Source organism: Sphingobacteriia bacterium, from assembly GCA_017304685.1.
Classification (GTDB): Bacteria; Pseudomonadota; Alphaproteobacteria; order Rickettsiales; family 33-17; genus JAFKLR01.
On record JAFKLR010000005.1, the window covers coordinates 54,271 to 70,608 of the forward strand.

Below are 16,338 nucleotides of genomic sequence, written 5' to 3' on the forward strand. Positions count from 1 at the left end.
AATGTCAGAAAAAATACAAAAATCATTTAGATCATTTTCAAGATCACTAAAATATATCCTTCCATACAAATTTGACCTTGCATGGATAGTTTTATCATTAATTTTAACTTCAAGCTCAGTTCTTGCTATAGGACAAGGCATTAAAAACCTTATTGATAAAGGGTTTAAAAATAATAATTCAAATGTTTTAGATACTGCTTTATTAATATTAATATGTATTACTATCTTTTTAGCTATAGCTACTTTTTTTAGATCTTTTCTTACAAATAATTTATGTGAAAAGGTGATAGCTGATATAAGAAAAGATGCTTATAGAAAAATAGTCAATTTATCACCAGAATATTTTGAAGAAAATAAAACTAGCGATATTATTAGTAGACTGACTAACGACTCCACACTTTTAACAAATGTAATAGCCAATGTCCTTTCTGTAGCTCTTAGAAATATAATATTATTTATAGGTGGTTTAATATTATTATTGAACACAAGTTCAAAGTTAAGCCTATATGTAATTTTACTTATTCCAATAGTAATTTCCCCTATTCTTTTAATAGGTAAACAAGTAAGAGGCCTTTCAAAAGAAGCGTTAGAAAAAGTTTCTTTAATTGGATATCAAATTGAAGAAAGTTTAAATGGTATATTTACTGTTCAAGCTTTTAATCGTGAAAATTTTGAAATATCGCAATTTAATAATACGGTAAATGATGCCCTTACTGCATCAAAAAATAGAATTTTTAAAAGATCAGTTCTAATAGCTCTTGTAATAGCAGGAATTTTTGGGGCTATTAGCTTTGTCCTATGGATTGGAGGCAAAGAAGTATTAAAAGGGAATTTAAGCGCTGGCGAATTATCATCTTTTGTATTTTATTCAATTATTGTTGCTTCAAGTTTAGGTGCAATAAGTGAAATTGTTAGCGATTTACAAAGAGCAAGTGGAGCTATAGAACGTATTCTTGAATTACCTCTTTTAGAATCTAAAATAATTGAAAACCCTAATCCCAAATATAATAATCCAAAATTATTTGAAAATATTAATTTTCAAAATGTATTCTTCTCTTATCCAGCTAATAAAAATTTCGGGATTATTAAAAACTTCATTTTAGAAATTAATAAAGGCGAATTAATAGCATTTGTTGGCCATTCCGGAGCTGGAAAAACTACATTATTTAATTTACTTTTAAGGTTTTACGACGTTGAAGAAGGGAAAATTGCTATTAATAATATCAATATTAAGGATCTATCATTAAATAACCTAAGGGAACATTTTTCTATTGTCCCACAAGATACAGTAATTTTTTCAGCAAGTATTTGGGATAATATAAAATACGGCAATCCCGATGCTTCAGATAATGAAATTTTAGAAGCAGCGAAAGCTGCAGAAGTTGATGAATTTGTAAACAAATTTCCACAAAAATATAATACTTTTGTTGGTGAAAGGGGAATGAGACTATCTGGAGGTCAAAAACAAAGAATAGCAATCGCAAGAGCTATTTTAAAAAACTCTCCAATACTTCTTTTAGATGAAGCAACAAGTAACTTAGATACAGAAAATGAATTATTAATTCAAAAAGCTATAGCACGGCTTATGACCGGACGGACAACCTTAGTAATAGCTCATAGACTTTCTACTATATTAAATGCTGATAAAATTATTGTATTGGATAATGGCGAAATAATTAGCATGGGCACTCACCATGAATTAATTAAAAATTGTGAAACGTATCAAAAACTTGCAAAAGTTAATAATGAAGTTTATTCTGAAGTTTGAGTAATTTTTTTAAGGTAGTTTTATCCAATGTCTAACGTTCTAGGTTTGAAAAAAGAAGACACGCAAATTATAATTTCTTTATTAAAGAAAATTTTAGCTGAAACCTATGTTTTATATGTAAAATCTCATTCCTTTCACTGGAATGTTGAGGGGCAAAACTTTTTAGAATTACATACTTTTTTTGAAAATATTTATACACAATTACATGAAGATATTGATGAAATTGCTGAACGAATAAGAGCCTTAAATTCCTTGGCTCCATATAATTATATTGAATTACTTTCTTATTCTGAAGTGAAAGAGTGCGAAAACCATGTAACAGCAAATGAGATGATTCAGATTTTACATCAAGATTTTGAATTGATTATAACTCATATACGCGATGCAATTGAAAAAACTGAAAATTATAATGATGTAGAAACAGCAGATTTGCTTACACAAAAAATTAGCACATATGGAAAAACTATGTGGATGCTTAGAGCACTTCTTACAAAGTAAAATTATTAATATTATTTTTCATTCTTGATAAATTGTTAAAAACCTACTAATATGCTAAAAAGTTCAGCACTTTATAAACAATCACAAAATCTATCTGGAATATATTTTAATGCTAAATAGCCTTAATGGTTTATCATTTGACCAGCTTCAAGTTCTGGAAGCAATTAGAAATGGACGGAATGTTTTTATTACAGGACATGCGGGTACAGGTAAATCATATTTACTTAAATGTATTAGAGACCTATATTATGGCAAAGGGTTACATATAACAGCTAGTACCGGTATTGCAGCGGTACAAATTGGAGGTCATACACTTCACTCTTGGGCAGGACTTGGTAATGGCCAAGCGAATGTAGAATATTTAATTGATTATATTCTTTCAGGAAAAGGAACATATGTTAGAAGAAAAATAAAAAATTGTAAGATGTTAGCGATTGATGAAATATCTATGCTTCCTGGCGATATATTTAATAAATTAAATACTGTGCTTAAAGCTGTAAAAAATTCTCCGAAACCTTTTGGAGGAATTCAATTAATTTTATCTGGTGATTTTTTTCAATTACCGCCTGTTACTAAAGATAATGAAACCCCAATATTTTGCTTTGAAACACGCGCTTGGCAAGAAGGACAAATCACCACTTTTTGTTTACAGAAAATTTTTAGACATAGCGAACAATTATTTATTGATTTTTTATCAAATCTAAGAAAAGGAAGGCTAAATGATAATGATGTTGCTTTAATTAAATCTCGAACTATTACTAGGCCAAATAATATTACACCTACTTTTCTCGCTACTCATAATTATCAAATTGAACAAATCAATAATACGCATTTAAAGTCATTATCCTCTAAGTCATTTATTTATGAAATGTCTTCACAAGGAGATGAGAAAAAATCAGAATTTCTTGCAAATAATTGTATAGCACCTAAAGTTTTAGAGCTTAAAATTGGGGCATTAGTAATGATGCTTAAAAACAATTACTATAAAGATGGAATTATTAATGGATCTATTGGCAAAATAATTGATTTTGTTGCTGAAGATTCATATCATTTGCCTGTAGTAAAATTTAATAACGGCGTTGTAAAAGTTATAGGTTTTGATAGTTGGAATTATGAAGAATTCGATTTAACAACTTTAAAACCTTTAGTTAAAGCTAGCATTATTCAGCTTCCGCTTAACCTCGCATGGGCGGTTACAATTCATAAATCGCAAGGAATGACTTTAGATCATATTGAATGTGATCTTTCTAAAACCTTTGCCAGTGGCCAAACATATGTAGCTATTTCTAGGGTGAAAAATTTAGAAGGATTATTTTTGAAAAACTTTTCTACAAGATACATTCAGCCAAATAAAAAAGCTCTGTTATTTGAAGAAAATAACTTTACTTGGCAAGAAGAATTTGTATAAAATAAATTTAAACTTTTATTTTTTTGTAAATATCTGAAATTAATAAAAAATATTGTGAAAATAGTTGCAACTAGCAAAGAAATCAATAAAGTTATTTTTAAATAAAATTATTTTTTAGAGGTAAATAAGGATGTCACTTAATTTAAATGTTCCTGAAAGCATTATATTGAAACCGAAAATCACTGTAATAGGTGTAGGTGGTGCTGGGGGTAATGCAGTAAACAATATGATTAAATCACATCTTGAAGGTGCAGATTTTGTTATTGCAAATACTGATGCTCAGGCTCTAGAAAATTCTGAAGCCTCTACAAAAATACAATTAGGTGAACAAACAACTCGTGGATTAGGTGCCGGCGCCTCTCCCGATATAGGAAGAGCTTCTGCAGAAGAAAGTGCAGAATTTATTGAGCAAATTTTAGAAGGCTCAAATATGGTATTTATTACCGCAGGAATGGGTGGTGGTACTGGAACAGGTGCTGCTCCTGTAGTGGCTAAAATTGCCAGAAGTAAAGGTATTCTCACAGTAGGGGTAGTAACTAAACCTTTCCATTTTGAGGGCGCCCATAGAATGCGTTTAGCTGAAGCTGGGTTAAAAGAATTACAAAAATATGTGGATACTTTAATTGTAATACCTAATCAAAATTTATTTCGTATTGCTAATGAAAGAACAACTTTTGCTGATGCGTTTAAAATGGCAGATGATGTTTTACATGCAGGCGTGAGAGGCGTAACAGATCTAATCACTATGCCAGGTCTTATTAATCTAGACTTTGCAGATATCGTTACTATTATGAGTAAAATGGGTAAAGCTATGATGGGCACAGGAGAAGCTTCTGGCGATAATAGAGCTATCCAAGCGGCTGAAGCAGCTATTTCAAATCCATTACTTGATCATACATCTATGAAAGGAGCTCGAGGGGTTTTAATCAATATTACCGGTGGCCCTGATATGACTTTATTTGAAGTGGATGAAGCTGCTAACAGAATTAGAGACGAAGTAGATTCAGATGCTAATATTATTTTCGGTTCTACATTTAATCCTGCACTTGAAGGAAAAATAAGGATTACTGTAGTTGCAACCGGTATTGAAGCACATACTGGCTTTGAGGATCATCAATTACAGCAAGCTCCTGTAACTCAATTTACTATTACCGCTACAACCCAAGATTTTGAAAAAGATCATGTAAGTGAACACGTAATTAACAATATAAATAATATCGCTAAATCAACTTTTGAAACTCAAATTGAAAAGGAAGTAGATGAAATTATACTTCGCTCTAATGAAGAAATTGAGGAAACAGTTGAACATTTAGAAGAAGAACTGATTTCAGCTGGAAATGGTTTTGTATCACAACAAAATTCAAGAACAGAAGTACATCCATTTACTACTTCTCAGCAACAAAATTATTCTGGTGATAATTATCAAGCACAAAAACGAAATATTCAAACTAGTGAGCCCTCTACTAGAGTGGCACAAAATGATAAAGTATCTACCAATAAAGGAATATTTAGTCGTGTAGCAAGTTCTATTTTTGGACAACAACATTCTACAGATAGTCGTAGATCTTCTTCTACGAACAATCATCCTGCTCCAACACAAGAAGATGTTACCATTAATGAAAACGATTTAGAAATTCCTGCATTTTTAAGAAGAAAACCAAAAAGTTAGTAAATGAAATATTCTAACGTCATCAGTAAATATATAACTCGCCAATTCTTGGCGAGTTTATTATTAGTTATAGCAATAGTTAGCTGCGTTGTAATTCTCGTAGATAGTTTAGAAATGATGCGTAGATCACATAATAAGGCTATTAATCTATTCTATATCTTCTCTATAATCTTACTGCGTACTCCGATGATGTTACAAGAAGTTATGCCTTTTATTATGATTATAGCAGGCATGCTATGTTATTCACGGCTTTCCCGTAATTCAGAACTCATAGTTATGCGCTCAGTAGGAGTTTCAGCTTGGCAATTTTTAATGCCAAGTGTTGTAACTGCATTTATATTAGGAGTAATATTTATTACTGTTTTAACTCCTATAACCTCCAGAATGTTTAGTAAATCTGATATTTTAGAAGACAAATTACTTGTAAAAGGAAAAATAGCAAGTGCAACTGCCTTATCATCAGGAATATGGCTCAAAGATTTTGTTGAAGATTTAGGAAACATTATTATTCATGCTGATAATATAAATTATGACGCAAGTATAATGCGACATGTTTCTTTTTATATTTATAATGATAGCTTTGTGTTTACTAAACGCATTGATGCAGAAACTGCTCGCATTGAGGAAAATAGTTGGCAACTTGAAAAAGTTACTATATCAAATCATCAAAACAAAATAAAAAATTTTGAATTTTATAAAATAAAAACTACTTTAAATTTAGAAAAGCTACAAGATAGTTTTTCCAAGCCTAATAATTTGTCATTTTGGTCTCTTCCTTCTTTTATAAAAAATATGAAAGAAGCAGGATTTTCAGCTTTACGACATATACAATATTATTACTCTTTATATGCTTTTCCATTTATAATTGCAGCGATGACTTTACTTTCAGGATGTTTTTCCTTAAAAATATCTTCTAGGATTCAAAATAGTTTTGAGTTATTAATAGGAATTGTTTTAAGTTTTATAATTTATTTCTTTTCGCAAATGATTCACGCTGTAGGGTTGTCAGGTACAATACCTTTATTATTTTCAGTCATTGCTCCAATTTTAATTTCAATTACAATTGGCAGTTTTATAATTTTACATAGAGAAGATGGATAAATTTATGAATAAAAAATTCATAATACTAATATTATTTATAACTTTCTTTTTAGCTGCTATTAATGCTAGAAGTGAGAGGATATTTTCTAAAAATAAACCAGTAGTTATAAATGCAGATAGAATAGATTACGATAAAGAAAGTAATATTATTACAGCATCAGGAAATGTGGAACTTATAAGTGATAAACAAATCTTAGTAGCTGATAAAGTTGTATATTTTAAAGACTCAGATATTGCAGAAGCAGATGGTAATGTGACCGTTTTAGATGAAGCAGGTAATGTTGCTTTTGCGGATCAAGCAAGTTTATCAGAGAAAATGACTAAAGGTCATATTAAAGACATAAGTATACGCTTTAAAAACCAAGCGGCTTTTGCAGCGGAATCAGCAGAAAAAATTAATGAAAAACAAACTATTTTGTATAATTCTGTTTATTCAGCGTGCAAAGTAAAAAAAGATTATCCACTATGGCAAATTAAATCTGATAAATCTTTAATTGATGAAGAATTAGAAAAGGTATCTCATAAAAATGCTAGATTAGAAGTATATGGATACCCTGTAATTTATACTCCTTATTTTTCGCATCCAACCCCTAAAGCTTCTAGAAAATCCGGCTTTCTAATACCGAGCTACGCAAGTAATGATGATTTAGGAACATCCGTTGAAATACCTTATTATTATAATATTGCACCTAACTTTGATACGACGATTACACTTAAGGCATATACCGAGCAAAATCCTTTATTAAAAAATGAATTCAGAATGATTACTGAAAATAGTAAGACGATTATTAAAAGCTCAATAACTAATCCTACGAAAGAAAATTTAATTAAAAAACGTTATATTAAAGGTCATATTTTCGCTAACACAGAATATAATTTACCAAACAATTGGCTTTTGACTGCAAATTTTAACCGTGCACATGATAAAACTTACCTTAAAAGATATGATATCAATGACCAATTATATTATTTAACATCCAATCTGGATTTAGAAAAATATACAAGCAACGAACATTATCTTATTAAAAATATGTTTTTCCAAGATTTGAGATCAACTTATAATGATATGCCTCGTGTGCTTCCTCATGCTGAGTATAGTTTAATAGTACCAAGAGGTGAATTTAATGAGCAATTCTTTGCAAATATTAGTGCTTTAAATTTAATGCGTGATGATTACGCTAAAATGAAAAGAACTTCAGCTAGTGTTGGGGTGGAACTTCCATTTAATGCTTTTAATGGACATTTATTTAATTGGACTAATTCTTTAAGAATTGATGGTTATTCGACTAAAAAAGTCAGTAGAAGAAATCAACCACTTTCGGAAGGTACTTTAGAAGGGGAAACTGGCAGAGTATTACCTCAAACTAGTTTATTTTGGGAATATCCTTTATTTGATGGGCATAATATTATAACTCCTGTAGCAAATATTATTTATAGCCCTTATGGTAGTAATCCAGAAAAAATTCCGAATGAAGATAGTACTAACGTAGAAATTACAGATAATAATATATTTAAAGATAATAGATATGCAGGCTTTGACATGGTTGAAACAGGCCTGAGAGGCGGTTACGGAATTAGAGTAGATACAAAATTATATAAATATCAAACTGATTTGTTCTTTGGTCAATCATTTAGAAAAAAGGAAAATCAATTAATGCCTCATGTCAGTGGTTTAGGTAACCATTATTCTGATTACGTGGGTCACATATTATTTAACCCTTCTGAAAATCTTAGATTGTTTTATAGATTTAGGTTAGATCACAAAAATTTTGCATGGCACAGAAATGAGATTGGAGCAAGAGGAAGTATAAATAATAAATTAGGCGCAGGCTTTATTTATCATGCTGCTGATTTAAGGGATCAAAATAGTTTACGTAAGCAAAAATCTATTACTGCGGATGCAAGTTATAATTTAAATAAAACTACGTCTTTTAGTGTAAATAGTAGTAAAATTTTAACTAAACGTAGTATAACACCTAATCGTGGTATGATTAATGCAGGTTTTAATTTAAATTATAATCACCATTGTGCAGACTTATCTTTTAGTGTAAAAAGGAATTTTACACGTGACAGGGATATTAGACCTGATACATTATATTTACTTAAAATAACTTTAAAAACGCTTAACTAATATGTGGTCTAAACTTAAATCGTTATTATTATTATTGATAATCTCATTATTTTTCAATAATTCTTTTGCAGGTAAAATTATAGCTTCTGTAGGCGAAAAAGTAATTACAGATTATGATGTTGCCAAACGTGTAGAAATGCTTAGAACTATTGACCCTTCTATTAAACATGTTGATCCAAAAGAAATTAATAATGTAGCTTTAGAGGGACTTATAAATGAAGAACTCTTTTTTATTGAAGCTAAAAAACAAAAAATTGAATTAGAGGATGCTGAAATTCAGAATTCAAAAGCTTTAGTAGAACAACAAAATAATTTAAAACCTGGTGAATTAGAAAAATTTATTAGATCTAAAAATTTAGAACCAAAACATGTTTACAAGCAAATGCAAGCAAGCTTACTTTGGCAAAAAATAGTTTTTCAAAAAATTAGACCTTCATTAAAAGTTGATGATAAAGAATTAGAAAAATTTGTTACAGATTTCAACTTAATAAAAGTAAATACAGTAATTGTTGATGCGATAGATAATAAAAATAATAATAGTAAATTTCTTCAGCTTACTAAACGTTATAAAACGTGTGAAATTTTAGAAAAAGAAGCCAAGAATTTGAAATTTGATGTTGCGAAATTTGAAACTACACTTGCTGATTTAAAGCCTTCAATTTCTTCAAAGCTTTTATATATTAGCCCTGGCAATGTTACTCCTATCATAAAAGAAAATAATCAAATATTTATTGCAGGATTATGTAACAAGTCTTTAAATTTAAGTGAAGAGCAAAAAACAGAAGTTAAAGAAAACATCCTTGAGCAAAAAATAGCCGTAAAGGCTAATATATATTTGAATAAATTAAGAAGAGAAAATTTAGTTCAAATTTACAAATAATCAGTTAAAAAATCTAAGTATCAATAAGTTAAAATTTAATTAATAAATTAACTTGTTTTCGACTTTACTTACATGTTATACTTAAATTATTAATAAAGTATAATTGGAGTATAAGTATGTTAGGTAAAACCACGTCCATGGAGCCATTTTATCCAATTCAACGTAAAATAGAAAGATGGTTAGAACTTAAAAATAATTATATAATTTCACAAGCACATACAGGCAAAGAGCAAAACATTACATTTGAAAAAAATGTAGAATTTGCAAAAGAAGCTGGTTTAACTCCAGAATACTTAACAGCAAATAATTTTGAAGTAGTTAAAGAAGCTTGCGATAAAATGTTTATTAAAGGTGAATATTGTTTACCACTTTTAGATTTAGCAAATCATTATAATCTTATGCATGATATTTATTTTTTACCTGCATATGTTGATATGAAAACTAATAGTGTTTTAATGACTGCTTGGATGGGGCAAGTAAATAGTATCGAACTAAACTGGGTATATGCTAGATTAAATGATAAAGAAAGACATGAACTTATAACTACTTTAAAAACCACATTTATATTAGATGAGACTGAGCTAAAAAAAATTCAGCAAATTGAAGACTTATATAAAAAATTAACTCCTGAACTTACTAATCCAGCTTTAAATGAAAATTGTAATAGAGACATTACTTTATTTGTTAAAAATCTTCAAAACTTAGTTGATAAAAAAGTTATTACCGAAGATGAGAAGAAAACAATTTTTGAATCTATTATATTAACAAAAGATAATATTCAAAAAATTAAAGATAGTAAGTCTTTTAAAATTGTTAGCCAAGGTACTAACCAATTAAAGTCTTTAGTAATAGATGGTGTAGAATTACCTGCTGAATTAACTAGTAACATTATGAATACTATTTTAAGTCATAATAGCTTAACTAAAACTACTGATAAAGAAATGAAAGATTTAAATACATTGACTAAAATTACCACCCAACAACCAGGGATCTCAATGTAACTAAATGTAAAAAGTGTAGATATAAGGGATATTATTCAAATATAATATCTTCAATGTAAAATTCTACACTTTCTTTCATCATAAAATTATTTAAACAAACTCTACCAATAAAGCTCATTTTTTTATCAGAATTTATAACTCTTTCTGCCATTCCTGTATCAACTGCTTTAAAAATAGTAGCTTTAATTGAATTAGTAGGTAATGACTCGTCAACAAGTATTAAACGTAAGGTACCACCTTTTAGTAAATCAGTTTTGATAACTTTACATTTTGTAAGTTTAAAAAGAGGTTCATTATTACCATTTCCATATGGCTCACCATACTTAATATATTCGGTAAGTTGTTTGTTAACAGACATTGCAGAGATTTCACCATCATAATATGAAATATTATAAGCAGGATTATGTTTTAATGCTAAAGATACTCTTTCTGCTAAAAAATTATACAAATCATCTAGCTTATTTTTGGTTACAGTAAATCCAGCGGCCATAGCATGCCCTCCTCCAGCTAAAAGTAATCCAGCATTTTTAGCGCTTACCACCTTAGCTCCTATATCTACTCCTGCTATTGACCTTGCAGATGCTTTACCTATTTCATTATCAAAAGCAATTACGGCACAAGGTTTTCCTGTTTTTTCTTTTATTCTACTACATACTATTCCAATAACGCCAGGATGCCAACCCTCACCACTTGCAAATATTAAAGGTAAATTATTATTATTTATTTGTTCAACTTGTTTTATGGCTTCTTCTAACACTATAGTTTCAATAGTTTTACGCTCACTATTATACCTATCTAATTCCAATGCCATTTGATAAGCCTCATCATAATCATCTGAAGTAAGTAACTTTGTACCTAAATCAGCTCTTCCAACTCTTCCACCTGCATTAATTCTAGGGCCAATAATAAACCCTAAATGATATGTATTTGCAATATTATCTAAGGAAGCCACATCGCAAAGTGCTGCAATCCCTTTATTCAATCGTTTAGATATTATTTTTAAACCTTGCGTTACGAAAGCTCGATTAAGGCCTGTAATTGTCATAACATCACATACGGTTCCTAAAGCTACAAGATCTAATAAACATAAAATATTTGGCTCATTTAATTTAGTAAAATAATTATTTTGCCTTAAAGTTACATGTAATCCTGCCATAACAATAAAACTAACACCAACGGCAGCTAAATTTTTATGCGGAAAATCTTCATCTAATCTATTAGGATTAACAATTGCCAAAGCCTCAGGAAAAACGGAATCACTTAAATGATGATCTATAACAATAACGTCAACTCCGAGTTTTTTAGCTTCAAGGATAGGTTCAAAAGCAAGCGTTCCACAATCAACTGTAATAATAACTTTTGCACCGTCATATGCAAATTTTTTAAAAGCAGTAGAATTAGGTCCATACCCTTCTTTTATTCTGTCAGGTATATAAACTTCAAAATTATAAAAACCTATCATTTTGAAGTATCTTGCTATTAAAGCTGAAGATGTAGCTCCATCAACATCATAATCACCAAAAACAATTATTTTTTCATTCTTCTCAATTGCATGATAAATTCTTTTTATTGCCTTTTCTGAGTCTTTTAAAGAAAATGGATCTGGTAAAAGGCTTTTAATAGTTGGAGTTAAGTATCCATCAATTTGTTCAATATTATCGTTACGAGCCAGTATTATTTTAGCTGTGAGCTCAGAAATATTATACTTTTGTTTAACATACATCACATCTCGTTCAAGGTGATCCTTAGGAACCCAAAGATTATTTTTTACAGATAAGTTTATCATAAATTAAACCTGTTCCGCTTTATAAAGCATTATAAGACTTAATAAAATTGCGAATAAAATGTTTAAATAAATAATAACTACATAAGATTGACTTCTGCCGCTAAGAGTAATTCCTAAAATAGCAACTACTAATATTATAGCTATTAAAACTGCTAGCTGGAATAATCTAATAAAATAACCGTATCTACTATATTTGCTGCTTATAAGCATTATTGCACTTAATGAACCTAAAATTAAATTTAATAATGGCCAAGATAATCTATTGTGCAACTCTGAAAATAATTTACCATTAATTTCAGGTTTGATTTTTTCTTCTTTTAGTAAATCTATTATTGTTCTTTCTTCAGGCTCAAGCCAGTTTTCATCATCAATTTTAACAAAATTACTAATGTTAATTGGAAAATTATCAAAATATACCATTGAAACTTTTCCCTTCTTTTTCTCTTGCCTATTTCCAGAAAATAACTCGAAAATTGTTTCATTATTATTTGAAATCACTTTAGCTTCTTTAGCCATTATAACTACATCTTTATTAGGGTCTCTTTTATCACTAACCATTATTCCCTTAAAGTGTCCGTTATTTATAATCTGATCAATATAAATTATAAGACCCTTAATTGGCTCAGTAAAAACTCTTTCTTGAAGGACCATTGCTGCATAATGATGCTGTAAAAAAGTTTTTTTATTATGAAACATTTGGTTAGAAATAGGGCTTATAAAAAATGAGAATAAATATGAAATTAAAGTAACTGTAGTAGCAAAATAAATTGCAGGTTTAATAATTTGATAATTACTTAAACCTGTAGATTTCATTACAGAAATTTCATTATCACTAATAAGTTTGTGATAATAAAAGATTATACCTATACTGATAGCTACTGGTAAAATAATATTTATAAATGAAGGTAAAAGCATCATTGTAATACTTAGTACTACAGCAAAATCTACCCCTCTGCTTACAATCAAATCAATGAATCTGAGAGACTGTGTTAACCATACTATAGAAGTACATAAAAGTACTACTACAAGAACAGGACTTATAAGCGATTTGTATATATATCTTGCTAATATCATTTTGGTAAATTTATATCATTTGTATTGGAGCATCTTTATCATAATATTTTTTATAATTTTGTACATTATGAAGTTGATAATGCCACCACTCGTATTGATAATAATTCCATCCCGAAAGTGTCATTATCCCAAGTAAAATCGCTCTATTTTTCTGTGCTAATTTAGAAATATTTTTATTACCATGATGCGCATGTTCTTCAAAAGAATCAAACTCTGTCCCCATATCTAATTCTTCGCCTTCTTCATCTACAAGAGTTAAATCAATTGCAATACCACGGCAATGCGTAGCTTCTCCAGTTAAGGGATTAGAAACATAATTTGTTCCTGGAAATGCATCATAAAAAATTTGTTGAACTTCAATTGGTCTAAAACCATCAAAAACTTTTATTTTAAAACCCATCCTATTTGCTAATTCAGAAGCCTTAGCTAATTTTTCTGCTGCTTCTTGATGAAGCATTAAAGCTGGATTTTTATACACTGCTTTATTAATAAAATTATTTTCAGTGCCATAAACTAAATCTAGTACTAAATTTAATTTTTTATGATCAATTACAACGAGCGACATTATTTACTCCTTTAATTATATGAGTTGGTGGAATTATAAACATTTAAAACAATTTTGAAAATAAAGAATTAGACACGTAAATGTATTATTTTATAAAAAAATTTATTGAAGTTAATTTAAATGAAATTAATATTTTAATTAACATTTCATTTAGGACTAAATCATGCCATTAAATAATTCGACTTCTTCGCACACTACTTCCCTAATATACAATGAGCTTAATTTTTTAAGAAATCTTAATATTTATGTGCCGCATGTAAATTTCCCTGATATGCAAATTGTGCATGAAATTAGCCATTATAATAAACTTATGAATAAATTCAGTGATCGCTTAAGTAATTTATTAGGTAATATTATTTATGAATTAAGATTACATGATATTGAATATCTATGCAATAATATCTATACCTTAGAAAATTTAGCTAAACTAAAATTACAAATTAATCATATTTTTAAAGTTGATCACGGATTTGATTTTAAAACTAATCTATTAATTAATTTTCAAAAAATTAAGGTGCTTATAAAAAAATTTCATCAAGTAAAGATGCTATGTTTATTTTTTGGTAATAATAAGATTAATGATATTTTTATAAACTGGGAAATAAAACCTATAATCTTTTTATTAAAGCATTATAGGCAAGCAAAGTGGCTTAAGCTTTCTTCTGATATTAATATATTCGACTTTTACAATAAGGAAATTTTTTATTCATTATTAGAAAATAGTCCATTCGCTCTTACTCTTATAAGAGATTTTGGTTTCACGAATTACGATTTTGAAAGTTTATCTACTAGTAAATTTAATATTTTTTCAAATGAAATTGTAAGATTAAGTCGTATTAAAAATTTATTTAATGCCATTACACCTGGTCAGTTAAATGAGTTTACTGACAGTGAATGGAAAAATATCTTTATGAATTACGGTAATTTTAATTCTCCGGAGTTTAACTTATTATTTAAAATAGCTCCCAAGTACATTAAGGATAGATTAGATTTTTTAATTAAATATGAGACCAAAATTATTGAAAACGGTTTTGACAATAAGTTTTTAAGTAAAATGTTTATTGACTATTCAACTAACGAATATCAACTTTCTTATTTATTTACCTATTTATCTAAACTTAGGGTTTTAATTAGTGAAAATGAATTAGAGAACCAATTTACTAGTACATACATTAATTTTTTTAAACCCGAAAATATAGAAATATCAAAAGTTTTAATTAATAATTTTGATTTGTTTCCTAACTTACAAAAAAAACTGACCATAAATGAAATTTTTGATAGGGAAAATTATAAAATAATTACAGAAGCTCTTTATTCTTTTAGAAAAGAAAAAAAAGAAGCAACACCTTTATATTCTTTAGACGAAAATTGTATAAGAAATAAAGTTGATCAGAAAAACAATATAAAAGAAAAAACACGTTAAAATAAAAATGCCTAGATAACACTCATTATCTAGGCATTTTTATAAAACCTTAATAATTTACGCCGCTTCTCTCCAAGCATTTTCCATACTAAATAACTTGCGTAATAACATATTATTTAATTTATGACCTGAACAGTAAGCTTGAACTTTACCTTTAATATAGCCACCTGCTAAATATACATCGCCAATGCAATCTAATACTTTATGCCTTACAAATTCATCTTTAAATCTTAAACCATCTTGATTTAAAATTTCGTCTCCATTAACAACAATAGCGTTTTCTAATGAACCACCTTTAGCAAGGCCAATTTTTCTTAAATATTCAACCTCGTGAGCAAAACCGAATGTGCGAGCTCTACTAATATCATTTTTAAAAGAACTATCACCTGCGTCTAAATAATAAGCTTGCTTTCCTATTACTTTAGTATCAGGAAAATCTATTGAAAGTTCTACTTCAAATGTTTCTGAAGGAATTAAAGTAATATAAGCATTCCCTTCTTTAACTGTTACTTCTTTAGTTATTTCTATAATTTTTCTTTTAGCATTTTGTGTAACAATACCTGCAGATTCAATTAAAAATACGAAAGGCTCAGAACTACCATCCATTATTGGTAATTCTTGATTATTAACTTCAATTTTTGCATTATCAATACCGCAACCCCAAAGTGCTGCCATTAAGTGTTCAACTGTGGAAACACTAACTCCATGTTCATTTGCAAGAACTGTACATAATTGAGTATTTGAAACATTGCTATATTTTGCTTCAATAATGTTATTTTCTGATAAATCTGTACGTATAAATTTTATTCCAAAATTTTCATCTGCAGGTAAAATATTTAAATGTACTTGAACGCCACTATGTACCCCTTGTCCAAAGCAGCTAACTTTATGCGCGATAGTTTGTTGATAATGATTCATCATAATTATTACTTTTTTAACCTTTTAATTATATCTATTGTTTACCATACAAGATTATTAACTATTTTGACAATTTAGTATTTATTACATTTTCTTACATAAAAATTTTTTGTAAT

13 protein-coding genes are annotated in these 16,338 nt (G+C 28.6%); 9 read left to right on the forward strand and 4 right to left on the reverse strand.

Annotation, left to right across the window (positions count from 1 at the left end; all coding sequences use genetic code 11):
• The first annotated feature begins 1 nt into the window (after position 1).
• The 8 genes from J0H68_09045 to J0H68_09080 all read left to right on the forward strand — a co-directional run bounded on the left by J0H68_09045 (position 2) and on the right by J0H68_09080 (position 10,456).
• Positions 2-1,768 (forward strand): ATP-binding cassette domain-containing protein, encoded by a 1,767-nt coding sequence (locus J0H68_09045; GenBank protein MBN8828839.1) that lies wholly within the window; start codon positions 2-4, stop codon positions 1,766-1,768.
• Between the two features lie 27 nt (positions 1,769-1,795).
• Entirely contained in the window at positions 1,796-2,266 is a 471-nt protein-coding gene (locus J0H68_09050; GenBank protein ID MBN8828840.1) for a DNA starvation/stationary phase protection protein, read from the forward strand.
• Positions 2,267-2,375: 109 nt separating this feature from the next.
• Positions 2,376-3,674 (forward strand): AAA family ATPase, encoded by a 1,299-nt coding sequence (locus J0H68_09055; protein MBN8828841.1) that lies wholly within the window; start codon positions 2,376-2,378, stop codon positions 3,672-3,674.
• A 130-nt stretch (positions 3,675-3,804) separates the two neighbouring features.
• Positions 3,805-5,343: a cell division protein FtsZ gene (ftsZ, locus tag J0H68_09060; protein MBN8828842.1), complete on the forward strand. Its 1,539-nt coding sequence runs from the start codon at positions 3,805-3,807 to the stop codon at positions 5,341-5,343.
• Positions 5,344-5,346: 3 nt separating this feature from the next.
• Complete coding sequence (gene lptG, locus J0H68_09065; GenBank protein MBN8828843.1) at positions 5,347-6,444, forward strand: LPS export ABC transporter permease LptG; 1,098 nt, start codon at positions 5,347-5,349, stop codon at positions 6,442-6,444.
• Positions 6,445-6,448: 4 nt separating this feature from the next.
• Positions 6,449-8,575, forward strand: coding sequence for an LPS-assembly protein LptD (locus J0H68_09070; GenBank protein ID MBN8828844.1), 2,127 nt, complete (start codon positions 6,449-6,451; stop codon positions 8,573-8,575).
• 1 nt (position 8,576) lies between these two features.
• The gene (locus J0H68_09075) at positions 8,577-9,455 is read left to right on the forward strand and encodes a SurA N-terminal domain-containing protein (protein ID MBN8828845.1); all 879 of its coding nucleotides are present in this window, start codon (positions 8,577-8,579) and stop codon (positions 9,453-9,455) included.
• Positions 9,456-9,571: 116 nt separating this feature from the next.
• A complete protein-coding gene (locus J0H68_09080) occupies positions 9,572-10,456 on the forward strand; it encodes a hypothetical protein (protein MBN8828846.1) in 885 nt (294 codons plus the stop codon).
• 31 nt (positions 10,457-10,487) lie between these two features.
• Here J0H68_09080 and recJ read toward each other — a convergent pair whose 3' ends face one another.
• From recJ to ddpX, 3 genes are read right to left on the reverse strand one after another with little or no spacing between them, the layout of a single operon-like run.
• Complete coding sequence (gene recJ, locus J0H68_09085; protein MBN8828847.1) at positions 10,488-12,242, reverse strand: single-stranded-DNA-specific exonuclease RecJ; 1,755 nt, start codon at positions 12,240-12,242, stop codon at positions 10,488-10,490.
• Between the two features lie 3 nt (positions 12,243-12,245).
• Positions 12,246-13,316 carry an LptF/LptG family permease gene (locus tag J0H68_09090; GenBank protein ID MBN8828848.1) on the reverse strand — a complete coding sequence of 357 codons (1,071 nt, stop codon included), beginning with the start codon at positions 13,314-13,316 and terminating at the stop codon, positions 12,246-12,248.
• A 10-nt stretch (positions 13,317-13,326) separates the two neighbouring features.
• Complete coding sequence (gene ddpX / locus J0H68_09095; GenBank protein ID MBN8828849.1) at positions 13,327-13,881, reverse strand: D-alanyl-D-alanine dipeptidase; 555 nt, start codon at positions 13,879-13,881, stop codon at positions 13,327-13,329.
• A 163-nt stretch (positions 13,882-14,044) separates the two neighbouring features.
• On the opposite strand from ddpX, the gene J0H68_09100 reads away from it, so the two are divergent.
• Positions 14,045-15,304: a hypothetical protein gene (locus J0H68_09100; GenBank protein ID MBN8828850.1), complete on the forward strand. Its 1,260-nt coding sequence runs from the start codon at positions 14,045-14,047 to the stop codon at positions 15,302-15,304.
• 57 nt (positions 15,305-15,361) lie between these two features.
• Here the strand turns inward: J0H68_09100 and J0H68_09105 are convergent, their stop codons facing one another.
• Positions 15,362-16,222 carry a UDP-3-O-acyl-N-acetylglucosamine deacetylase gene (locus tag J0H68_09105; protein ID MBN8828851.1) on the reverse strand — a complete coding sequence of 287 codons (861 nt, stop codon included), beginning with the start codon at positions 16,220-16,222 and terminating at the stop codon, positions 15,362-15,364.
• Positions 16,223-16,338 lie beyond the last annotated feature (116 nt).

Excerpts from the sequence above, each read along its gene's own strand:
- J0H68_09050 (MBN8828840.1), top strand. The coding sequence starts at position 1,796 with ATGTCTAACGTTCTAGGTTTGAAAAAAGAAGACACGCAAATTATAATT.
- J0H68_09090 (MBN8828848.1), bottom strand. The coding sequence starts at position 13,316 with ATGATATTAGCAAGATATATATACAAATCGCTTATAAGTCCTGTTCTT.
- ddpX (MBN8828849.1), bottom strand. The coding sequence starts at position 13,881 with ATGTCGCTCGTTGTAATTGATCATAAAAAATTAAATTTAGTACTAGAT.
- J0H68_09045 (MBN8828839.1), top strand. The coding sequence starts at position 2 with ATGTCAGAAAAAATACAAAAATCATTTAGATCATTTTCAAGATCACTA.
- J0H68_09080 (MBN8828846.1), top strand. The coding sequence starts at position 9,572 with ATGTTAGGTAAAACCACGTCCATGGAGCCATTTTATCCAATTCAACGT.
- J0H68_09070 (MBN8828844.1), top strand. The coding sequence starts at position 6,449 with ATGAATAAAAAATTCATAATACTAATATTATTTATAACTTTCTTTTTA.
- J0H68_09105 (MBN8828851.1), bottom strand. The coding sequence starts at position 16,222 with ATGAATCATTATCAACAAACTATCGCGCATAAAGTTAGCTGCTTTGGA.
- J0H68_09055 (MBN8828841.1), top strand. The coding sequence starts at position 2,376 with ATGCTAAATAGCCTTAATGGTTTATCATTTGACCAGCTTCAAGTTCTG.
- recJ (MBN8828847.1), bottom strand. The coding sequence starts at position 12,242 with ATGATAAACTTATCTGTAAAAAATAATCTTTGGGTTCCTAAGGATCAC.
- J0H68_09100 (MBN8828850.1), top strand. The coding sequence starts at position 14,045 with ATGCCATTAAATAATTCGACTTCTTCGCACACTACTTCCCTAATATAC.
- lptG (MBN8828843.1), top strand. The coding sequence starts at position 5,347 with ATGAAATATTCTAACGTCATCAGTAAATATATAACTCGCCAATTCTTG.
- ftsZ (MBN8828842.1), top strand. The coding sequence starts at position 3,805 with ATGTCACTTAATTTAAATGTTCCTGAAAGCATTATATTGAAACCGAAA.
- J0H68_09075 (MBN8828845.1), top strand. The coding sequence starts at position 8,577 with ATGTGGTCTAAACTTAAATCGTTATTATTATTATTGATAATCTCATTA.